A 21,308-nucleotide genomic window follows, 5' to 3' on the forward strand; every position below is an offset into this window, starting at 1 on the left:
ACCGTACGACCTCAGATGGCCCCGCGCTCGCGAGCCCGGGCCACGGCGGAGGTTCGGGATTTGACGCCGAGCTTCGAATAGATGTGGACCAGGTGGGATTTCACGGTGGTCTCGGAGAGGAACAGGCGCTTGCCGATCTCCCGGTTGGAATGGCCGTCGGCCACCAGGCGGAGGACCTCGATCTCGCGGGGACTCAAGGTGGTGTCGGGCTTGCGGACTCGCGTCATGAGACGCGAGGCGACCGAGGGCGACAGGACGCTCTCGCCCTCGGCGGCCGAGCGGACGGCGGCCAGCAGTTCGGCGGGCGGGGTGTCCTTGAGGATGTAGCCGACCGCGCCCGCCTCGATCGCGCCGAGGATGTCGGCGTCGGTGTCGTAGTTGGTGACCACCAGGACATTCGGCGGATTCGGGAGATCACGCAGGGCCGCGGTGGCGTCCGCGCCGGACTTGCCGGGGCCGAAGCGCAGATCCATCAGGACCAGGTCGACAGGGGTGGTGGAGCAGAAGGCCACGGACTCTTCGGCGGTCGCCACCTCGCCCACGACTTCGATATCGTCGCAATCGGTTTCGGCGACGCTGGAGTCCAGCAGCGCGCGCAGGCCCGCGCGGACGATGGCGTGGTCGTCGGCGAGGAGGATGCGGATCATTTCTGCTCCGAGGGGATGGTGGGCTGCTCCTCCAGGGGGAAGGAGACGGTTACCGCGGTGTGGCCGGGCTCGGATTCGACATCCATGGTGCCGCCCTGCTGCTCCACCCGGCTGCGCATGGCATTGAGACCGAAACTGCCGGAAGGGGATTCGGCCAGCACCGCGGGATCGATGCCGACGCCGTCGTCGACCACGTCCAGGTGCACGGCGTCATCGGCGTAGGTGAGGGTGACCCGCATGCGCTGAGCGTGGGCGTGCCGCACCACATTCGAGACCGCGCCCTGGGTGATGCGGACCAGGGCGGCCTCCATGGACATGGGCAGCGCCTGCGGCTCCCCCTCGACGAGCACCTGGGCATCCAGGCCGGGCGCGGCGGCCCGCTCGGCAATGCGGTGCAGCGCACCGGCGAGGGACTGGCCCTCGAGTGCGGCGGGCGTGAGTTCCGCGATGAGCTGGCGGGTTTCGACCAGGCTGTCGGCGGCGGTCTCGCGGGCCAGCCGGATCTTCTCCAGCGCCGGATGATCCGGGGCGGCGCGCTCGACGGCGTGCAGCAGCAGCTGAATACTGCTGAGGCCCTGGGCAACCGTGTCGTGGATCTCCTGGGCCAGGCGTTCCCGCTCGGCCATCTTGCCCGCGGTGCGTTCCTGTTCGGCGAGAGTGTTTCTGGTGGCGAGCAATTCGTCGATGAGGCGCTGCCGTTCGGCGGCCTCCCGGAACAGCGCCTGGTAGCCGAGCCCGATGGCCACCGCGACCAGGGCGCCGAGCAGCGGGCCGATCACACCCGCCACCGTCCAGCCGCGGTGTGCTGCGTACCCGACCACCGACACCACCGTGGTCGCGGTCACCGCGAGCAGCCCCCAATTGCGCGGCAGCAGATGCAGATACAGGAAGAACAGTCCGAACACCAGGTACACCGGCAGCGGAGCCACGGTCACCAGGCCCAGCCACAGCAGCGTCAACAGGCCCAGCCACACCCGGGCCGCGGGAAGATCGCGACGAAACCGGCCGCCGGCGAAGTAGACGCCGAGAAAGACGCTCGCGAGCACCACGACCAGCACCCGATGCGAACCCGTCAGGAACTCCTGCACCCCCACCACGATGGTGAGCGCCACCACCATGACATGCAGTCCCGCCTGCAGGGCGGAGAAGACCGGGGTGAGTGGCGAGCGGTGCACGCGACCAGCTTATGCCCGGCTATTGCCGCGGCATCCATCGAAAGTAGGAAACGCCGCCCCACCCTTGGCTGGTCCGGGAACCGTCCTGCTCGACGATGGCTTTCGAGGTCCGCGACGACACAGTGGAATCATGTTCGTCGCACTCAGAGATCTGCGGGCCGCCCGCGGCCGCTTCCTCCTCATTTCCCTGGTGGTCACGCTGGTCGCGCTGCTGGTGAGCTTTCTCAGCGGCCTGACGGCCGGCTTGGCGCACCAGAACATCTCCGCCATCCAGTCCCTCAACACGAGCACGGTCGTCTTCTCCGACACCGGGTCCTCCCCTTCCTTCGACGCCTCCACCTTGAGCACCGAGCAGGTGCAGACGTGGCAGGCGGCGGGCGGCACCGTCGATCCGATCGGCATCAGCCGCACCCGCGCCACCCTCGATGGCGCGTCGCCCACCCAGGTGGCACTGTTCGGCGTCCAGGGCACGCCTTTCGGCAAGCGTGTGGCAACCGATCCGGGCTCGGTGATCCTGTCCAAGGCCGCCGCCAAGGACCTCGACGCCAAGACCGGCGACACCGTCGAGCTGGGCGCGGCCTCCTACACCGTGCAGGGCGTGACCGATGACGACTGGTACGCGCATACCCCCGTGGTGTGGATGACGTTGGCGGACTGGCAGTCCCTCAACCCCCACGCGGGCGCGGCCACCATCCTCGCGGTGTCCGGCGTGAGCGAGCAGTCCGCGGTGAACGCGTCGGCGCACACCACCACGACCAGCAGCAAGGACTCGCTGTCCGCGATGTCGTCGTACCAGGCCGAGAACGGTTCGCTGACCCTCATGACCGTCATGCTGTTCGCCATCTCGGCGCTGGTGATCGGCGCGTTCTTCACGGTGTGGACCGTGCAGCGGCAGCCGGACATCGCGACGCTGAAGGCGCTGGGCGCGACCACCGGCTCCCTGATCCGGGATGCCCTGAGCCAGGCGCTGATCGTGCTGCTGCTCGGTGTCGGCGTCGGTGTCGGCCTGACCGCCGTGGCGGGCGTATTCATGGGCGGCGCAGTGCCTTTCGTGCTCAGTGCAAGCACGACGCTGTTCCCGGCCGCGGCGCTGATCGCGCTCGGTCTGCTCGGCGCGGCCTTCGCACTGCGCTTCCTCGTCACCACCGATCCCCTCACCGCCCTCAACCAGGCCCGCTGATGACCACACTCCCCTTGCCTCCCAGGAGCATTGCGATGACCAACGCACTGACCGTCTCCGATCTGACCCTCACCTTCCCGGACGGCACGGACCGCATCACCGCCCTCGACCACGTGAACCTGCGCGTGGGCGGCGGCGAGATCGCGGCCATCACCGGTCCGTCGGGCTCCGGCAAGTCGACCCTGCTGGCCACCGTCTCCACCCTGCTGCGCCCGGATTCGGGGCGGGTGGAGCTCGAAACCGCCACGGGCACCATGGATCTCGCTTCGCTGAGCCGACGCGACGCCGCGACCCTGCGGCGCAGCTCGATCGGCATCGTGTTCCAGCAGTCCAATCTGGTCCCGGCGCTGACCGCCGTCGAGCAGCTCGAGGCCATGGTGCACCTGAGGCAGAGCTGGTTCGTCTCACCCGCCAAGCGGCGCGCAGCTCGCTCGCGCGCACGGGATCTGCTGGCGGCCGTGGGGCTCTCGGGGCACGAGAGCAAGCGGCCGGCTCAGCTCTCGGGCGGACAGCGGCAGCGGGTGAACATCGCGCGCGCCCTGATGAACGACCCGTCGCTGCTGGTCATCGACGAGCCGACCAGTGCGCTGGATCAGGAGCGCGGGGCGGCCATCATCGATCTGATCGTCGGGATCGTTCGGGAGCATGGAGCGTCGACGTTGCTGGTGACGCACGATCTGTCGCATTTGGATCAAATGGACAGCGTGTACCGAATGGTGGATGGCGTTCTTACACAACAGAAATCGGCATTGGCGGCCTGAAATATACAGTGATACTGGACAATTCGGATTCCTATCTTATAGCGGAAGCGATAGCATAGAGGTATGAATTCGAAGGGGAAAGCGCTGGAGAGCTGCGGTATCGCCGAATTGGCGACCGCAGTCCAGACCCTTTCGAACACCAGCCTGAAGCAATTCTCCGATGCTGATGTCGTGGAGTTGATGCAGCGCCTGGAAACCTGCAAACGCCAACTGTCGGCGCTCGATTCACGCCTGATCATCGAAGCCGCGAATCGCTCCCTGCCCGAAACCAGTGGAGCCGGGGACCTGGTGCCGTTCCTGCGCCAGACACTCGCGTTGTCGAAATACGAAGCGTCGGTGCGGGTGAAGATCACCCGCCAGTGCGGCGAGTTCTTCGAACCCACTGGCCACCTGCGTCCGCCCACCTTGGCCGAGACCGCCGAAGCCTTTGAGACAGGCGGCATCTCACGCGACCACGTCCGCAACATCATCGACGTGATGAACCACCTGCCCACCGACATCCCCGCCGAGACCCGCGCCGAAGCCGAGCACATTCTGGTCGGCCACTCGCGGATCGGCTGGCCCGATGACCTGCCCAAGATCGGCCGCGACATCCTCGCCCGCATCGACCCCGACGGCAAGGTCATCTCCGACACCGACCGCCGTCGCAAGCGGGGGATCATGCTGTGCCGCCCCGGCATCGATGGCATGTCCTGGATCGAAGGCTGGATCACCCCCGAACTGCGGGCCCTGTTGGACGCGGTGTTCGCGAAGTTCGCACGTCCGGGCATGTGCAACCTCGAAGACCCGGAAAGCCCCACCGACCTGACCAATCTGACCCTGGCATGCGATCACTGCCACGCGCTCGTCAACGACAGTCCCGACGGCTGGAAACCGTTGTCATGGGCAAAGATTCCCCCTATCGGGGACGCACCGGATGGATTGCACCGAAGAGTCTTGATCCCACCGGCATTCCTCGCGTGAACGACAGACATCACGTGGGGCAGCAGGTCGCCACCACGATCGAATCGAGTTGCCGAAGGTGGGGTTCACGAGCGGCATGATTCCCGGCTGCGCATGTCTTGCTGGCGTGCGCACGGACCGGGGAGTGTGGTTTGCCTCGTCTGCCGAACGCCGGACGCCCGCACCGACATTCCTGCCACGGTTTCTCCGATCTCAATCGCCACTGCCGCCACCAAGACGCCGACAACCATCATGTGGCGACCCCAACCCGCTGATCTGAAGGAATACGTCCTGCAGTAACCCCACATGCGGCTTCAAAGGTGGGGGGCTGGTAGGTGTAGGCGCGGACGTGAGCCCGACCCCCTCCCTTCTCCAGGCATCTTTGTCTTTCAATCTTTTGATCCTTTGGGTTTTGGTCTTTTTATCTTTTGGCTTCTATTGCGCGGGCGGCGCGATCGCGGATCTTTCGCAGCTCGTCTGTTAGTTGGCAGGGACTGTGCACTTCGAATTCGACGCCCAGCTCCAGGAGGCGGTGTGCTACCCATTCGGGGAGGTCGTCGCGGGACATGTTCAGGGTGCAGGTGTTTGGTCCGTGCGGGACGATGTCGCCGGGCCCTTCGCCCAGGCGGCCGATTACGGCTTCGGCCGGGGCGGCGATGTCGACCTGGAAGTGCAGGGTTGGGGTGCCCCAGTCGGTTCGTTCGCCGGTTACGTAGGCGGCGGGGTTGGCGGCGGGGAGGTCGCGTGGGGTGAAGCGGGCGCCGGTGGGCTGGAGGCGGTGGATTCGGTCGGCGCGGAAGACGCGCCAGTCGTTGCGGTCGAGGTCGAAGGCGACCAGGTACCAGCGGTGCCGGTGGGGGACCAGGCCGACGGGCTCGGTGTTGCGCCGGGTTTCGGTGCCGTTGGCCGCTGCGTAGGCGAAGCGGATTCGTTCCCGGTTGGTCACGGCCGCGGCCAGGGCGGTGAGGAGCTCCGGGTCGACGGGGGTCGCACCGGAGCGGGGCGGGACGGTGGCGGCTCCCAGGACTCGCACCCGGCGGCGCAGTTTGGCGGGCAGTACCTGTTCGATCTTGGCGAGCGCGCGGACGGACGCCTCCTCGATGCCGGCGATGGCGGAGCCCGCGGCCGCCCGGAGGCCGACCGCGATGGCGACCGCCTCCTCGTCGTCGACCAGCAGTGGCGGCATGGCGGCCCCCGCGACCAGCCGGTAGCCGCCGGTGGCGCCCATGGTGGCCGCGACGGGGTAGCCGAGATCGCGGAGGCGGTCGATGTCGCGGCGGACGGTGCGATCGGTGACGCCGAGACGTTCGGCGAGTTCGCTGCCGGGCCATTCGCGCGGGGTCTGCAGCAGCGACAGCAGCCGCAGCAGTCGTGCCGACGTGTCGCTCATACCCGCCATCCTCCGCTCGAAGTAGGACGAGAATAGTCCTATATGACTCCTACCGTGGTCAGCGGATCGTCCGCCCGACGTCAGGAGTCACCATGACCAGCACCGATATCCGCCCGTTCCGCATCGCCATCCCGCAGTCCGATCTCGATGACCTCCTCGACCGGCTGGCGCGGACCCGCTGGACCCGGCAGCTCCCGGGACAGGGCTGGGAGCGCGGCGTCCCGGTGGCCTATTTGCGCGAGCTGGCCGAATACTGGCGCACCGAATTCGACTGGCGCGCGCAGGAAGCGGCGCTCAATGAGTTCCCGCAGTTCCTGACCGAGATCGACGGGCTGGACGTGCACTTCCTGCACGTGCGCTCGGACGACCCGGACGCGCTGCCGCTCATCCTCACCCACGGCTGGCCCAACAGTTTCGTGGAGTTCACGAAAACCATTCCGCTGCTGACGAATCCGCGAGCGCACGGCATGGAGTCGGCGCAGGCGTTCCATGTGGTGATCCCGTCGGTGCCGGGTTTCGGGTTCTCGGCGGCGCCGCGCGAACCGGGCCTGCGGCCGCGGCACGTGGCCCGCATGTGGGTGGAGCTCATGGCCCGCCTGGGTTACGACCGTTACGGCGCGCAGGGCGGGGATCTGGGCGCGTACGTGGTGCAGGAGATGGCGATCGCCGCCCCCGGCCACCTGGTCGGGGTGCACATCGACGGCGGCATCGGCCTGCCCACCGAGGCGGACGTCCCGACCATGACGGCCGAGGAACGCGCCGAGTGGGATCTCATGCAGAAGTGGCAGTCCGGCGTGAATCACCATGTCCTGCTCCGCCAGGCGCCGCAGACGTTCGCGCACGCCTGGACCGACTCCCCGATCGGCCTGCTCGCGTGGCTGGTCCACAAGTTCGACGAGTTCTCCCCGCTGGCCGACCGGCTGGAGGACGCCGTGGACCGCGACCAGCTGCTGACCAATGTCAGCGTCTACTGGTTCTCCGATACCGCCGCCACCTCGTCCTGGCCCATGTACAACGGACTGGGCGACCATGGTTTCGCATGGCCGACCGGCCAGAAGCTGGTCCCGGTCGGCGTGTACGCCGGGGGCTCGCCGCTCATGCGCCGGCTCGCCGACCGCGACAACACCATCGTGCACTGGCCCGAGGGCAACACCGGCAACCACTTCCTGGCCATGGACGTTCCCCGGGCGCATGTGGCCGATATTCAGGCCTGCTTCGGCACGATCCACCGAGCCCGCCATATTTGACCGATTGGTCTTGAAAGCCGTAGTGTCCGTGCCATGGCGAGGACCAAGGAGTTCGATCCGGACACCATGCTCCGCCGGGCTCTCGAATTGTTCTGGGAGCGCGGCTATGAGGCGACGTCCATGTCGGATCTGGTTGAGCACCTTGGGATTGCCAGGGCGAGCATCTACTCGACCTTCGGCGGCAAGCGCGACCTCTACCTGAAGGCCCTTCAGCGCTACCTCGAGACCACCGATCCGGTGATCATGGACGAGTTGTCGCAGCCGGGTCCGGTTCTGCCAGCGGTGCGCGGACTCGTGCAGCGGTTCGTCCGCGAAGCATCCAGTCCCGATTCATCTCTGGGCTGCCTGGTCGTGAACAGCGCGGTCGAGTTGGCGCACTGCGACGAGGCGGTGGCGCGGCTCGTGGAGTCCAGCTGGGCGCACCTCGAGACGACATTGACTTCCGCGCTGCTGCGCGCCCGCGCGCAGGGCGAACTGGCGGCGGACTCAGACCCGCGCGCACTCGCCCGATTCCTTCTCGTCTTCTTCCAGGGAGTCCGCGTCATCGAGCGCACGCCGGATTCGGCTGCGCGCCTGCAGGATGCGGCCCGCGTGGCCGTATCCGTGCTCGGCTGAACAGGTTTCCCATTCATCCACAACCTTTTCCACTGTCCATATTCGAGAACGGCCATTCTGAAAAGGAGCTTCGAACTGTCATGACTACCCGATTCGATGACAAAACTGTGCTGATCACCGGCGGCGCGGGCACGATCGCGGGCGCGACCGCCCAGGCCTTCGCCGATCTCGGCGCCACGGTCGTGCTGGCGGGCCGTGATGCGCAGCAGCTGGCCGACGCCGCCGGACGAGTTCGGCCGGCGGCCGGCACGGTCGACTGGGTGGTCGCCGACGTCACCGACGGCTACCAGGTCGCGGCCATGATCGAGGAGGTCGTGCGCCGGCACGGCGGCCTGCATGTGGCCTTCAACAATGCCGGAATTCTGGGCACGCCCGCCCCGGTCGGCGAGCTGGAGGATGCCGACTGGCACCGGGTGCTGGATGTCAACCTGACCGGCGTCTTCCTGTCCATGAAACACGAGATCGCCCATATGCGCGGCAATGGCGGCGGCGTCATCGTGAATATGGCCTCGAATATCGGCGCGCACGGGCGCCGTCCTGGTCTGGCGGCCTACGCGGCCTCCAAAGCGGCGGTCAGTGTGCTGACCCAGACCGCCGCGCGTGACCATATCGGCGACGGTATTCGCATCAATGCGGTCAGCCCGGGGGCGACCGATACGCGAATGTCCTTCCGCCCGGGGGAAACTCGCGCGGATCGCGATGCGCGCATGGCGTCGGCAATTCCACTGGGCCGGGTCGGGGATCCGGCGGAGATCGCGGCGGCCGTGGTGTGGCTGGCCTCCCCGGAATCCGCTTTCGTCATCGGCCACGATCTGGTGATCGACGGCGGCGCCACGGCGTGATCTCACCGTTTGCCCAACGGGTACGGCGAGCTTCCAATAGCGGAATCGAAGTGGGGTGTTGAACCGGCAGACACGTCCCTGTCATCTGCGCTGACTAACGTGCTGGGAATTCGCAGGTCGCGTTATAGGAGTCGCGATGAGGGACACACTGCCATCCAAGAACCAGGTCCTTGAGGCTTGTCGAGGTTCTGGTCAGCCCGGTCATCCACTACTACGCGCGGCGCACGACCTGACCGCGCTGCACGAGCGCCTGCTCAGTGCCGAACCGGCCCAGCTGATCGAACTCGACACCATCCGGACGGACCTGGTGCATCAGATCGACTGCTGGGTGACCGCGCAATTGCCGCCGTCACACGGCGCGGCCCGGGTACACACCGAAACCCTGGGCGCGGTCATCGATCGGCTGGCCCGGTTCACCGCCACCGCCTATGCGGCGCTGGCGCGCGAATCCGGCCGGGAACTCACCATTGCCTGGGAGCACCTGGCCGAATTGGCGGTCGGCTATGAGGATTTGGCGTCGGAAGTGTGCACCGGGCGTCGTCGCCTGCCCGGTGCACACTGACCCACCTCACTTCGGCTTGCGCGCGGCGTACCAGTCCAGGAGTTCGGGAACGTCGACGGCCGTGGGTGCCACCACCGTGGACACCTCGGCGCCCTGGATCAGTTTCTTGATCGGCACTTCCAATTTCTTGCCGGTGCGAGTATGCGGAATGCCGGGTGCCGCGATGATTTCGTCCGGCACGTGTCGCGGGGACACTTCGGCGCGAATGGTCGCATTGATGCGGGATCGCAGCTCGTCGGTCAATTCGGCCCCGGGAGTCAGCACCACGAACAACGGCATCCAGTAGCCGCCGTCCGGTTGTTCGGCACCGATGACCAGTGCCTCGGCAATTTCCGGTATGCGTTCCACCGCCGTATAGATATCGGCGCTGCCCATACGGATGCCCTGCCGGTTCAGGGTGGAATCGGAGCGGCCGTGCACCACGATGCTGCCGTGTTCGGTAATGGTGATCCAGTCGCCGTGCCGCCACACACCGGGGAACATCTCGAAATAGGCGTCGCGATAGCGGGAGCCGTCGGGATCGTTCCAGAAGGACACCGGCATCGACGGCATCGGCTTGGTGATGACCAGTTCGCCGACCTCGTCGCGCACCGGATTGCCCTGCTCGTCCCAGGCGTCCAGGGCCACGCCGAGGTACGGGGCGGACAGCTCGCCGGGCCAGACGGGCACGGTGCGGACGCCGCCGATGAAGGCGGACACCACATCGGTGCCACCGCTGATCGAGGCCACCGGCACCTGCTCGCCGACGTTGTCGCGCAGCCACAGCGAGGACGACGGGGGCAGCGCGGAGCCGGTGATGCCGACCAGCCGGAGGGCGGACAGATCGTGGTCGGTGCGCGGCACGGATCCGGCCTTGGCGCAGGCCAGCACATAGCCGGGGCTGGTGCCGAGGACCGTCGTGCCGGTGCGGGAGGCCAACTGCCACAGCGCATCCGGCGTCGGCGCGGCGGGGCTGCCGTCGTAGCAGACGATGGTCGCGCCCACCAGCAGTCCGGCGACCTGGAAGTTCCACATCATCCAGCTCGGGCTGGTGTACCAGAAGAACGTGTCGTCCGAGCCGATATCCGATTGCACGGCAACGGCTTTGAGGTGCTCGAGCAGCACGCCGCCGTGCCCGTGCACGATGCCCTTGGGCTTCCCGGTGGTGCCGGAGGAGTACAGCACCCACAGCGGGTGTGCGAAATCCACCTCCTCGATCGGGAGCACGACGAACTCGTCACCGGGATCGACGCTCTCCCAGGCCAGGGTGCCGGGCACCTCGAGGCCGAGGCGCGGCACCAGCACGGTCGCCGCCAGCGAGGGCAGCCCGGCGCGCAGGGCGGCGATATCGGTGGTTTTGTCGTGCGCCTTGCCGCCGAACCGGTAGCCGTCGGCGGTGACCAGCACCTTCGGTTCCAGCTGCCCGAGCCGGTCGAGCGCGGCCTGGGCGGAGTAGTCCTGGCCGCAGGCGCTCCAGACGGCCCCGATACTGGCGGTGGCCAGGAAGGCGATGACGGCCTCGGGGATGTTCGGCAGGTACCCCGCGACCCGGTCGCCGGGTCCGACGCCCAGCGCGCGCAGGGTGTGGGCGAAGGCGGCGGCGGTGGCGATCAGTGCGGCCCAGGAGATCTCGGTGATCTCGCCGGTCTCGTCGACGGACAGGATGGCGGGCCGGTCGTCGCGGACCTGCCGCATCACCTGCTCGACATAGTTCAGCGTGGTGCCCGGGAACCACTGCGCGCCGGGCATTTCCGTGCTCCCGAGCACCTCGTCGGAGCGCTCGCCGAGATCGAAGTAGTCCCAGATCGCGCCCCAGAAGCCGGGCAGGTCGTCCACCGACCACTGCCACAGGGCTCGATAGTCCGGCAGGGACAGCCCGGTGCGCTTCTCGACGAACAGCGCGAAGCTGGTCGCCTGTGCCTCGGCGATGTCCTGATCGCTGGGCACCCACTGTGGTTCCACCGCAATACCTCCTACGACGCGAATCCCGCGCTGCCGGCCGTGGCGGCCCGCTGCACGATTCGCTCGGCATGCCGGATGACGGGCATGTCCACCATGCGCCCCTCGAAGGTGAAGACACCCCGATGGTTCGGCGCTTCCGCCAATAGTCTGCGCGCCCAGTCGACTTCGCCGGGCGTCGGCGCGTAGGCGGTCCGGATGACCGGCACCTGGCTGGGGTGGATGGCCACCTTGGCGTCGAAGCCGATGGCGACCGCGTCCTCCGATTCGGCCGCCAGCCCGGTCAGATCCGGAATATCCAGGTACACCGAGTCCAGCGCGAACTTGCCGTACGCCTTGGCGGCCAGCAGGGATTGGGAGCGCACGTGCCGCGCCACATCCCGGTAGCCGCCGTCGGCGTGCCGGCTGGAGTTGCCGCCGAGCGCGGCGACCAGATCCTCCGCGCCCCACATGACGCCGATGGCATTGCGCACCATGACCGCCCGCCCGACCGCGAGCGCGCCCAGCGGGGATTCGATGAGCGCGATCACCTCGTAGTCGGTCAGCCGCGTGATCTGTTCGGCCGATTCGCATTTGGGCAGCATGATGCGCCGGTACTCGGTGCGCACCAGGGCGTCCAGGTCGAGCATGTGCTCGAAGGTGCCCGCGGCATTGACGCGGACGACGGTGCGTTCCGGGTCCAGCGGGGTGGCGATGAGCGCCTCGCGGGCCGCCGCCTTGTCGGCCTCGGCGACGCCGTCCTCGAGGTCGAGGATGACCACGTCGGCCGCGGCGAGGGCCTTGCCGTAGCGCTCGGGCCGGTCCGCGGGGCAGAAAAGCCAAGCGGGGCCGGGCATTTCCCAACTCATGCGGGTTCCTCCAGCGGGCTGGATGTCGGGCTCCGTCTCACCAAGGTTTTCCGGGCGGCGGTGGCCACGATGTCGCCGTGCTGATTGCGCCCGGTGTGCGCGAAGGTCACGATGCCCTCGCCCGGGCGGCTCTTGGATTCCCGCAGGTCGGTCACCACGGTCTCGGCGTACAGGGTGTCGCCGTGGAAGAGCGGCTTGGGGAAGGCGATCTCGGAGAAGCCGAGGTTGGCCACGATGGTGCCCTGGGTCAGCTGCGCCACCGACAGGCCCACCAGCGTGGACAGCGTGAACATGGAGTTCACCAGCCGCTGGTGGAACGGCGGCAGCGCGTCGGAGAACGCCGCGTCCAGGTGCAGGGCCTGGGTGTTCATGGTCAGCGTCGTGAACAGCACATTGTCGGCCTCGGTGATGGTACGGCCGGGCCGGTGCTCGTACACCACGCCGATCTCGAACTCGTCGAACCACAAGCCGCGCTGGACGACCCGCTTCACCTCGGCGGTACCCGTGTGTCGCTCGCTCACAGGCCGAGCTCCCGACCGATCAGCATCAACTGCACCTCCGTGGTGCCCTCACCGATTTCCAGGATCTTGCTGTCGCGATAGTGCCGCGCCACAGCATATTCGTTCATGAAGCCGTAGCCGCCGAAGATCTGCGTGGCGTCGCGGGCATTGTCCATGGCGGCCTCGCTGGCGACCAGCTTGGCGATGGCGGCCTGCTTCTTGAAAGGCTTGCCGGACAGCATGAGCGCGGCCGCGTCGTAATAGGCGGTGCGGGCCATGTGGGCGCGCGCCTCCATGCGGGCGATCTTGAAGGCGATGGCCTGGTTGTTGCCGATGGCGCGGCCGAAGGCCTCGCGCTCCTTGGCGTAGCGCACGCTCTCGTCCACGCAGCCCTGCGCCGCGCCGACCGACAGCGCCGCGATGGCGATCCGGCCCTCGTCGAGGATGCGCAGGAAGTTGGCGTAGCCGCGGCCGCGCTCGCCGAGCAGGTTCTCGGCGGGCACCCGGACGTCGTCGAAGCTGAGCGGGTGGGTGTCGGAGGCGTTCCAGCCGACCTTGTTGTAGGCGGGTTCGGCGGTGAAACCGGGAGTGTCGGTCGGCACGATGATCGTCGAGATCTCCTTCTTGCCGTCCACTCCCCCGGTGACCGCGGTGACCGTCACCAGCCGGGTGATGTCGGTGCCCGAGTTGGTGATGAACTGCTTGGAGCCGTTGATGATCCAGGTGTCGCCGTCCAGCCGCGCGGTGGTGCGGGTGCCGCCCGCGTCACTGCCCGCGCCGGGCTCGGTGAGGCCGAACGCGCCCAGCGCGCGCCCGCTGGCCAGCAGCGGCAGCCACTCCGCCTTCTGCTTGTCGTTGCCGAAGCGGTAGATCGGCATGGCGCCCAGGGAGACACCGGCCTCCAGGGTGATGGCCACGCTCTGGTCGACCTTGCCGAGCTCCTCGAGGGCCAGGCACAGCGCGAAGTAGTCGCCGCCCATGCCGCCGAACTCCTCCGGGAACGGCAGGCCGAACAGGCCCATGTCGGCCATGCCCGAGACCACCTCGTAGGGGAAGCTGTGCTCGGCATCGTGCTTGGCGGCGACCGGGGCCACCACCTGGTTGGCGAAATCGCGGACGGTGAGGGCGAGTTCGCGGTACTCGTCCGGCAGGGTTCCGGTGGACAGGAAATCGGTCATGACTGGGTGTTCTCCTCGGCGATGATGCGAGCCAGCGGCTGTTCGAGTTTCACCTGCGCGCCGGGCTCGACCAGCAGTTCGACGCGGCCGGCAATGGGTGCGGTGAGGGTGTGTTCCATCTTCATGGCCTCCACGACCACGATGGGCGTGCCCGCGGCGACGATCTCGCCGTCCGCGGCGGGGGTGGCGATGACCGAACCCGGCATGGGGCTCTGGATCTCGGCGTCGCCGACATGGGCGTCGCCGCCGCGGACATCGGCCTCGGCGACCTCGCGCAGCAGCGCGGTGCCGGTGCGGTCGGCGACCCAGATCTGACCGGACCCGGTGGCGACGCGGAAGCGGGTGCGCAGGCCGTCGAGGGCCAGCATCAGCGAGTCACCGTCGGATTCCACTGTCAGGACGTGCTTTTCGCCGCCCTCGACCCAGGCCGTCGCCTGCTCCGGGGTGCCGGACAGGTACACGTGGGCCGTGCGATCGCCGCCGATGAGGCGGATGCCGACGGGCGCGTGCGCGCCGACCCGCCAGCCGGTGGGCTGCTGCCACGGATCGACCGGGGCGGCCGGCCAGTGCCGCAGCCAGAGTTCGGCCGCGGCGGCGATGAACTGCTCGTCGCTGACCGGTTCGGGCGTGAAGTCCACGGCGCGGCGGTCCAGCAGACCGGTATCCAGCTGTCCCGCACGGACATCCGGGTCGGCGAGCAGGAAGCGCGTGAAATCGGTATTGGTGCGGACGCCGAGGATCTGCGTGTCCCGCAGGGCCGCATCGAGTTTGGCGATGGCGGCGGTGCGGTCGGCGGCGTGGGCGATGACCTTGGACAGCATCGGGTCGTAGTCGCTGCCGACCACAGTGCCGGCACGCAGGCCCGAATCCACCCGCACGCCGGGGCCTTCCGGCTCCGCCAGTGCGAGCACGGTGCCGCCGGTGGGCAGGAAGTCGCGGCCCGGGTCTTCGGCGTAGACGCGCGCCTCGATGGCGTGGCCGGTGAGGCGGATGTCGTCCTGCGCGGCCGCCAGCTTCTGCCCGGCCGCGATGCGCACCTGGCATTCCACCAGATCGACGCCGGTGACCAGCTCGGTCACCGGGTGCTCGACCTGCAGGCGGGTGTTCATCTCCATGAAGAAGAACTCGTCCGGCTGGTCGGCGGAGACGATGAACTCGACCGTGCCCGCGCCGACATAGTCGACACTGCGCGCGGTATTGCAGGCGGCCGCGCCGATCCGGGCGCGGGTCTGCGGATCCAGCAGCGGCGAGGGCGCCTCCTCGATCACCTTCTGGTGGCGGCGCTGCAGGCTGCACTCGCGCTCGCCCAGGTGCAGCACGTGGCCGAACTGATCGGCCAGGATCTGCACCTCGATGTGCCGGGGGCGGGTGACGAAGCGCTCCAGGAACAGGGTGTCATCGCCGAAGGCCGCGCCGGCCTCGCGGCGGGCGCTGACCAGGGCGGCGGGCAGGTCGGCCGGATCGTCGACCCGGCGCATGCCCTTGCCGCCGCCACCGGCGGACGGCTTCACCAGCACCGGGTAGCCGATCTCCGTTGCGGCGTCGATCAATTCGGCGTCGGTGAGGCCGGGCTTGGCGATGCCGGGCACCACCGGCACGCCGTATTCGGCCACCGCGTTCTTGGCGGTGATCTTGTCGCCCATCACCTCGATGGCGCGGGCGGACGGGCCCAGGAAGGCGATGCCCGCCGCCTCGAGTGCGGCCGCGAAGGCCGAATTCTCCGACAGGAAGCCGTATCCCGGGTGTACGGCCTGCGCGCCGGAGCGCACGGCGGCCGCGACCACCTTGTCGATGCTGAGGTAGGACTCGCGCGCGGGGGCCGGGCCGAGGTGGACCGCGGTATCGGCCTCGCGCACATGGCGGGCGTCGGCGTCGGCGTCGCTGTAGACCGCGACCGATCGAATCCCCATGGCGCGCAGGGTGCGAATGACCCGCACCGCGATCTCGCCGCGATTGGCGACCAGCACGGTGTCGAAGGCGACGGGTTGCGCTTTGTCGGAGACAAAGGAGGACATCGTGTTCATCAAGGTCATCACATCCGGAAGACGCCGTAGGAGACGGGCTCGAGCGGGGCCTGCGCGCAGACCGAGAGGGCCAGGCCGACAACGGTTCTGGTGTCGGCGGGGTCGATGACGCCATCGTCCCAGAGGCGGGCCGTGGAGTAGTACGGGTTGCCCTGGTGTTCGTACTGCTCCCGGATCGGGGCCTTGAACGCCTCGAGGTCCGCCTCGGACTGGTCACCCCGCACGGTGGCCAGCACGGAGGCCGCCTGCTCGCCGCCCATGACCGAGATGCGGGCATTGGGCCACATCCACAGGAAGCGCGGCGAATACGCGCGCCCGCACATGGAGTAGTTGCCCGCGCCGTAGGAGCCGCCGATGACCACGGTCAGCTTGGGCACGCGGGCGCACGCCACCGCGGTCACCATCTTGGCGCCGTGCTTGGCGATGCCGCCCGCCTCGTAGTCGCGCCCGACCATGAAGCCGGTGATGTTCTGCAGGAACAGCAGCGGGATCTTGCGCTTGTCGCAGAGCTCGATGAAATGCGCGCCCTTCATGGCGGATTCGCTGAACAGCACGCCATTGTTGGCGACGATGCCGACCGGGTGGCCGTGGATGCGGGCGAAGCCGGTGACCAGCGTCTTGCCGTATTCGGCCTTGAACTCCTGGAATTCGCCGCCGTCCACCATGCGGGTGATGACCTCGCGGACGTCGTACGGGGTGCGCAGGTCCACCGGGACCACGTCGTACAGCTCGTCCTGCGGCGCAATGGGATCCACGGTCGGGGCGACATCCCACGGGGTCGGGGTCTTCGGACCGAGGGTGGCCACGATATTGCGCACGATGCGCAGCGCGTCCTGATCGCTCTCGGCCAGGTGGTCGGTGACACCCGAGGTGCGCGAGTGCAGATCGCCGCCGCCCAGCTCCTCGGCGGTGACCACCTCACCGGTGGCCGCCTTCACCAGCGGCGGGCCGCCCAGGAAGATGGTGCCCTGATTGCGCACGATGACGGTCTCGTCGCTCATGGCGGGCACGTACGCGCCACCGGCGGTGCAGGAGCCGAGCACCGCGGAGATCTGCGCGATGCCCTTGGCGCTCATGTTCGCCTGGTTGTAGAAGATGCGGCCGAAGTGCTCGCGATCGGGGAACACCTCGTCCTGACGGGGCAGGTAGGCGCCGCCGGAGTCGACCAGGTAGATGCACGGCAGGTTGTTCTGCAGCGCCACCTCCTGGGCGCGCAGGTGCTTCTTGACCGTCATCGGGTAGTAGGTGCCGCCCTTGACCGTCGCGTCATTGGCGATGATCACGCACTCGCGCCCGGAGACGCGGCCGATGCCGCCGATCACGCCCGCGCCGGGTGACTCGTCGTCGTACATGCCGTTGGCCGCCAGCGGCGACAGCTCCAGGAACGGGCTGCCGGTGTCCAGCAGCTGGTCCACCCGCTGGCGCGGCAGCAGCTTGCCGCGCGCCAGGTGCCGTTCCCGGGCCCGCTCCGGTCCGCCCAGCGCGCTGACGGCCAGCCGCTCTCGCAGCTCGTCGACCAGCGCCAGATGCGCGGCCCGGTTCCCGGTCCGTGTGCCTTCGGTCAGCGTCATCCGCTCCGCCTCCCCGTTCGGCCGATCCGGCCGCTCGGTTAGTCACCAATAACTGGAAAATAAGATAATCTTCACTAACTGAATTGTCCAGCACCGGCGAGAGGGAGCCACGGTGAACACTGCGGAAACCGTCACGCTCACCCGTCGTGAGCAGCTCAAAGCCCAGCGTAGGCAGCAGCTGCTCGAGGCGGGGGCGCGGCTCATCGCCGATCGCGGATTCTTGGGCATGCGGCTCGACGACCTGGGCGCGGCGGCCGGGATCAGCGGGCCCGCGGTGTATCGGCACTTCCCCAACAAGGAGGCGCTGCTGGTCGAGCTGCTGGTCGGCATCAGTCAGCGGCTGCTCGACGGCGGCCAGGCCGTGGCCGAGCAGGCGGTGTCGCCGCAGGAGGCGCTGAGCGGGCTGGTGGATTTCCACCTCGACTTCGCCCTCGGCGAGCCCGAACTCATCCGGATCCAGGATCGCGACCTGGAGAACCTGCCGGAGTCCGCGCGCCGTCAGGTGCGGCGCACCCAGCGGCAGTACGTGGAGGTCTGGGTGGCGGTGCTGCGTGAACTGCGGCCGGAGCTACCCGAGCAGGCGGCGCGCGTGCAGGCGCACGCGACTTTCGGCCTGATCAACTCCACGCCGCACAGCGCGCCGGCCAGCGCGACCCGCGCACGACCGGTGCTGCGGCGCATGGCGCTCGCTGCCCTGGGGTGAGGCCGGCACAGGACCGAGATCGACGCCTGGGTGAGATCGGCACCGGGCTGAATTCCCCTGGCACGGTATGGATGTGGCGCGGGCGGAGATGATCCGCTCACGCGGAGCGAGGTCGGGCGAGGTGACCCGCAGCCCGACGAGCCCAGCGACCACGCCGCGGCGTGGGGCACTCGCGGTGGCGGGCCGAATCTCCCCGGGCGCGGTCGGGGACGGTGGCGCGGGTGGACGTGAATCCGCCCGCGCCACTGTGTTTTTCAGTTCTTCGAACCCGTGATCCGGGTCTGGGCCGCGGCCAGGCGGGCGGCGAATTCCGGGGATTCGAGGGAGGCCAGCTGCGGCACCACCTCGGTGTTCACCGCCTCGGCGTGGGCGGCCAGGGCGCGGGTGGCGCGCATGGTGCGCTTGGTGGTGATGAGCAGCTCGCGCGGGACTTCCGCGGTGGCGGAGGCGAATTCGACGGCGGCGGCCACCAGGGCGGCATGATCGCCGTCGACGACGCGGTGCACCAGACCGGCCTGGGCTGCGGCGTGCGCGTCGAGCACCTCGCCGAACAGCGTCATGGCCGTGGCCTGCTGCGGACCGACCGCGCGCTGCAGCATCCAGGTCATGCCGCCGCCCGGGTGAATGCCCAGGCGCAGGAAGCGAGCGTCGAAGCGCGCCTTGGGATTCGCGAATCGCACGTCCGCGGCCAGGGCCAGGTTCAGGCCCGCGCCGACCGCCGCGCCGCCGACCGCCGCGACGGTGGGCAGCTTGCAGCGCGCCACCGCCAGGAAGCCCTCGTAGATGGCCCGCAGGCCCTCCTCTTTCGCCTCACCCAGGGCGGTCAGGTTCGCGCCCGCGCAGAAGGCCGGGGGCGTGCCGGTGACCACCAGCGCGTGTACCGAGTCGTCGGCCTCCGCGTCCGCCACCGCGTCCGCGAGATCGGCGGACAGGTCCAGCGTCAACGCATTCCGCTTGCCGGGGTCGTGCACCGTTACGAGCGCCACTGAGTTCAGGCGCTCCACCTTGATCTCCGCCATGGCCCCAGATGGTAACCCGCGTCACCGCCCGCCCAACTCGCGCTCCGCGGTTCGCAGCACCATGACGAAGCCGCCGCGCACCACCGGCAGGAAGATCCGCGTCCACAGCGGCGCGAGCACAGGCGCGGCGATCTCGAAGGTGGACGACCAGCACACCCGGGTGCCGGCGGCGACCGGCGCGCAGGTGATGGAACCCTCCTGATGCCGCAGGGGCGGAACGGAATTCAGCAATCGGTAGCGCATGAGGCGGGGCGGATCGTATTCCACGATCTCCTCGGTGAGGCGCAGCAGCGGGGTCACCACCAGGCGCACCGCGCCCGCACCGTTGCCCGCGGTATCGCCGGGACGCACCAGGGTGACGCGGCGAACCATCGGGACCCGTTGGTAATTGGTGACATCGGTGAGCCAGTCGAAGACGTCGGGCGGTGCTGCCGCGATGGTGCGTTCGACATCGACCGTGCGCATGCCGGCTCCGTTCTGATGGACGCGGATCCTGTGGGCAGACTACGAGATCGGCGGCGCGGCGTCGACGGAAATGCCTGGTGACTACCATTGCGATATGACCGTCGAGGAGCAGCCGCAGCGCGTGATTCGCCGCCGCCCGAAGAACCGGCGCGCCCAGATCGCCGCCACCTCGGCCGCCGCCTTCGGTTCGCTGGGCTATCACGGCGTCAGCATGGAGGACATCGCCGCGCGGCTCGGCATTTCCTCGGCCGCACTGTATCGCCACTATCCGAGCAAATACGCGCTCTTCCGCGAGGAGTTGCTGCGCCTGGCGCGGCTGACCGCGGAGGCCGCCACCCCGCCCGACGAGTCCGAGGGCCTGTCCCCGCGCGAACGGCTGGACCGGGTGCTGGACCGGTTGATCGCCGAGACCATCGCCAATCGCGCCACGGTCACCCTGGTGCGCTGGGAGCGCCGCTACCTCGACGACACCGACCGGCAGACCCTCGAGGAGCAGTTCACCGCGGCGCTGGCCACCCTGCGCGGGCTCATCGCGGATGTGCGGCCCGAACTGGACGGGCACAGTCGCGCGGTACGGGCGGTGTCGATACTCAGCGTCATCTCCAGCATTGGCGACCATCACGCCACGCTGCCCGCGAAATCGCTGACGGCCCTACTACATTCGGCCTGCGACGCCATCATCGCGACCGAGCTGCCGCCCGAGGGCACCGTCGCCGAGCCGCCGCGGGCGGTGGAGATTCCGCAGAGCTTCAAGCACGAGCTGCTGCTCAAGAAGGCCGTCGAGCTGTTCCACGCGCGCGGCTATCCGAACGTGAGCGTGGAGGACATCGCGGCGGCGGCGGATCTGTCGGCGGCCTCGGCGGTGTACCGCTACTACCGCAGCAAGGGCGATCTGCTGGCCGCCGCGTTCCGACGGGCGGCGGATCGGGTGTCGGGGGCGATCGGGCCGGCGGTGGCGTCCTCGTCGAGTCCGGCCGAGGCGATGAGCAAGCTGGTGGACCTGTATGTCGCGGGGTCGTTCGCCGAGCGCGAGCTGACCTTCGTGTACTACGCCGAGTTCGGGCACGTCGCTGCCGAGGAGCGCACCATGCTGCGCAATGTGCAGCGGCTTATCGTGACCGAGTGGGTGCGGCTGCTGGTGGCGGTGCGCCCGGAACTGTCCGAGAGCGAGGCGCGCATCCTGGTGCAGGCCGCCTTCGGTCTGGTGGTGGACCTGGGCCGGGAGTTCGGCGGGTATCCGGCGATCTGCCCGCAGCCCAGGGTGATCCGGCTCATGGAGGTCACCCTCTTCGGAGCCGGGACGCCGGAGTCCCGAGGCTAACCGGCCAGGGTTTTCAGCGGGGTGAACGGCGCGTAGTCGCACACGTGCCCCTTGTCCCACTCCCACAGCGAGATCGGATCGACGGCGACGCCGCTCTGCAGGATGAGCCGCCAGCCGGCGTCCTCCCGCTGCCAGATGTCGCCGTCGCGGTCCCAGTAGAGGCCGATGGTGTTCGGTTCGACCGTGTCACTCCGGCTCATGGTCTTCCTCTCATAGCTACCCGTCAGCGATTGCGAGACTCCGGGCGGCCAGGCTGCGGCACGCATGATCGCCGCCGGGCACGGCCTCGTCGTCCTCGCTCCTGCTTATTGCGGTCACCATTGGCAATCCCGGTGTAGCTGTCATGCCGAAAAGTATTCGCCGCCACGCTTCCGGGACTC

21 protein-coding genes are annotated in these 21,308 nt (G+C 68.6%); 9 read left to right on the plus strand and 12 right to left on the minus strand.

Annotated features, from left to right (window positions below; all coding sequences use genetic code 11):
- Positions 1-11 precede the first annotated feature (11 nt).
- Together ACWEKS_RS39165 and ACWEKS_RS39170 are read right to left on the minus strand one after the other, a co-directional pair.
- Complete coding sequence (locus ACWEKS_RS39165) at positions 12-647, minus strand: LuxR C-terminal-related transcriptional regulator (RefSeq protein WP_033090529.1); 636 nt, start codon at positions 645-647, stop codon at positions 12-14.
- Complete coding sequence (locus tag ACWEKS_RS39170; RefSeq protein WP_452344783.1) at positions 644-1,822, minus strand: sensor histidine kinase; 1,179 nt, start codon at positions 1,820-1,822, stop codon at positions 644-646. Before ACWEKS_RS39170 ends, ACWEKS_RS39165 begins: the two co-directional genes overlap by 4 nt.
- A gap of 130 nt (positions 1,823-1,952) precedes the next feature.
- Between ACWEKS_RS39170 and ACWEKS_RS39175 the strand changes: the two genes are divergently transcribed.
- The 3 genes from ACWEKS_RS39175 to ACWEKS_RS39185 all read left to right on the plus strand — a co-directional run bounded on the left by ACWEKS_RS39175 (position 1,953) and on the right by ACWEKS_RS39185 (position 4,726).
- Positions 1,953-3,002, plus strand: a complete 1,050-nt coding sequence (locus ACWEKS_RS39175; RefSeq protein ID WP_452344784.1) for an ABC transporter permease — start codon at positions 1,953-1,955, stop codon at positions 3,000-3,002.
- Between the two features lie 35 nt (positions 3,003-3,037).
- Positions 3,038-3,763: an ABC transporter ATP-binding protein gene (locus ACWEKS_RS39180; RefSeq protein WP_452344785.1), complete on the plus strand. Its 726-nt coding sequence runs from the start codon at positions 3,038-3,040 to the stop codon at positions 3,761-3,763.
- A gap of 63 nt (positions 3,764-3,826) precedes the next feature.
- Complete coding sequence (locus ACWEKS_RS39185; protein WP_452344786.1) at positions 3,827-4,726, plus strand: DUF222 domain-containing protein; 900 nt, start codon at positions 3,827-3,829, stop codon at positions 4,724-4,726.
- A 400-nt stretch (positions 4,727-5,126) separates the two neighbouring features.
- On the opposite strand, the gene ACWEKS_RS39190 is transcribed toward ACWEKS_RS39185, so the two are convergent.
- Positions 5,127-6,095, minus strand: a complete 969-nt coding sequence (locus tag ACWEKS_RS39190) for a helix-turn-helix transcriptional regulator (RefSeq protein ID WP_452344787.1) — start codon at positions 6,093-6,095, stop codon at positions 5,127-5,129.
- Between the two features lie 92 nt (positions 6,096-6,187).
- Here ACWEKS_RS39190 and ACWEKS_RS39195 point away from each other — a divergent pair, with 92 nt between their 5' ends.
- The 4 genes from ACWEKS_RS39195 to ACWEKS_RS39210 all read left to right on the plus strand — a co-directional run bounded on the left by ACWEKS_RS39195 (position 6,188) and on the right by ACWEKS_RS39210 (position 9,361).
- Positions 6,188-7,342 (plus strand): epoxide hydrolase family protein, encoded by a 1,155-nt coding sequence (locus tag ACWEKS_RS39195; protein ID WP_452344788.1) that lies wholly within the window; start codon positions 6,188-6,190, stop codon positions 7,340-7,342.
- Between the two features lie 33 nt (positions 7,343-7,375).
- Positions 7,376-7,957, plus strand: coding sequence for a TetR/AcrR family transcriptional regulator (locus ACWEKS_RS39200; protein ID WP_452344789.1), 582 nt, complete (start codon positions 7,376-7,378; stop codon positions 7,955-7,957).
- An 80-nt stretch (positions 7,958-8,037) separates the two neighbouring features.
- The gene (locus tag ACWEKS_RS39205; protein ID WP_452344790.1) at positions 8,038-8,799 is read left to right on the plus strand and encodes an SDR family NAD(P)-dependent oxidoreductase; all 762 of its coding nucleotides are present in this window, start codon (positions 8,038-8,040) and stop codon (positions 8,797-8,799) included.
- A gap of 136 nt (positions 8,800-8,935) precedes the next feature.
- A complete protein-coding gene (locus ACWEKS_RS39210) occupies positions 8,936-9,361 on the plus strand; it encodes a DUF4254 domain-containing protein (protein ID WP_433563353.1) in 426 nt (141 codons plus the stop codon).
- Positions 9,362-9,367: 6 nt separating this feature from the next.
- Here the strand turns inward: ACWEKS_RS39210 and ACWEKS_RS39215 are convergent, their stop codons facing one another.
- From ACWEKS_RS39215 to ACWEKS_RS39240, 6 genes are read right to left on the minus strand one after another with little or no spacing between them, the layout of a single operon-like run.
- Complete coding sequence (locus ACWEKS_RS39215; RefSeq protein WP_452344791.1) at positions 9,368-11,302, minus strand: acetoacetate--CoA ligase; 1,935 nt, start codon at positions 11,300-11,302, stop codon at positions 9,368-9,370.
- 11 nt (positions 11,303-11,313) lie between these two features.
- Entirely contained in the window at positions 11,314-12,147 is an 834-nt protein-coding gene (locus ACWEKS_RS39220) for an HpcH/HpaI aldolase/citrate lyase family protein (protein WP_379397205.1), read from the minus strand.
- Positions 12,144-12,668 (minus strand): MaoC family dehydratase, encoded by a 525-nt coding sequence (locus ACWEKS_RS39225; RefSeq protein ID WP_452344792.1) that lies wholly within the window; start codon positions 12,666-12,668, stop codon positions 12,144-12,146. The genes ACWEKS_RS39220 and ACWEKS_RS39225 overlap by 4 nt, the downstream gene beginning before the upstream one ends.
- Positions 12,665-13,825 (minus strand): acyl-CoA dehydrogenase family protein, encoded by a 1,161-nt coding sequence (locus ACWEKS_RS39230; protein ID WP_452344793.1) that lies wholly within the window; start codon positions 13,823-13,825, stop codon positions 12,665-12,667. Before ACWEKS_RS39230 ends, ACWEKS_RS39225 begins: the two co-directional genes overlap by 4 nt.
- Entirely contained in the window at positions 13,822-15,849 is a 2,028-nt protein-coding gene (locus ACWEKS_RS39235; protein ID WP_452344794.1) for an ATP-binding protein, read from the minus strand. Before ACWEKS_RS39235 ends, ACWEKS_RS39230 begins: the two co-directional genes overlap by 4 nt.
- 8 nt (positions 15,850-15,857) lie before the next feature.
- Positions 15,858-17,420, minus strand: coding sequence for a carboxyl transferase domain-containing protein (locus tag ACWEKS_RS39240; RefSeq protein ID WP_433563358.1), 1,563 nt, complete (start codon positions 17,418-17,420; stop codon positions 15,858-15,860).
- Between the two features lie 112 nt (positions 17,421-17,532).
- Between ACWEKS_RS39240 and ACWEKS_RS39245 the strand changes: the two genes are divergently transcribed.
- On the plus strand, positions 17,533-18,123 hold the full coding sequence (locus tag ACWEKS_RS39245; protein ID WP_452344795.1) for an SACE_7040 family transcriptional regulator: 591 nt from the start codon (positions 17,533-17,535) through the stop codon (positions 18,121-18,123).
- Between the two features lie 254 nt (positions 18,124-18,377).
- Here ACWEKS_RS39245 and ACWEKS_RS39250 read toward each other — a convergent pair whose 3' ends face one another.
- Positions 18,378-19,142, minus strand: a complete 765-nt coding sequence (locus ACWEKS_RS39250; RefSeq protein WP_452344796.1) for an enoyl-CoA hydratase — start codon at positions 19,140-19,142, stop codon at positions 18,378-18,380.
- Between the two features lie 21 nt (positions 19,143-19,163).
- Complete coding sequence (locus ACWEKS_RS39255) at positions 19,164-19,607, minus strand: SRPBCC family protein (RefSeq protein WP_452344797.1); 444 nt, start codon at positions 19,605-19,607, stop codon at positions 19,164-19,166.
- Positions 19,608-19,701: 94 nt separating this feature from the next.
- Between ACWEKS_RS39255 and ACWEKS_RS39260 the strand changes: the two genes are divergently transcribed.
- Positions 19,702-20,928, plus strand: a complete 1,227-nt coding sequence (locus ACWEKS_RS39260; protein WP_452344798.1) for a TetR/AcrR family transcriptional regulator — start codon at positions 19,702-19,704, stop codon at positions 20,926-20,928.
- Here ACWEKS_RS39260 and ACWEKS_RS39265 read toward each other — a convergent pair.
- Positions 20,925-21,128 carry a hypothetical protein gene (locus tag ACWEKS_RS39265; RefSeq protein WP_452344799.1) on the minus strand — a complete coding sequence of 68 codons (204 nt, stop codon included), beginning with the start codon at positions 21,126-21,128 and terminating at the stop codon, positions 20,925-20,927. The genes ACWEKS_RS39260 and ACWEKS_RS39265 overlap by 4 nt on opposite strands.
- Positions 21,129-21,308: the final 180 nt, after the last annotated feature.

The sequence above is a fragment of the Nocardia sp. NPDC004711 genome, assembly GCF_053601595.1.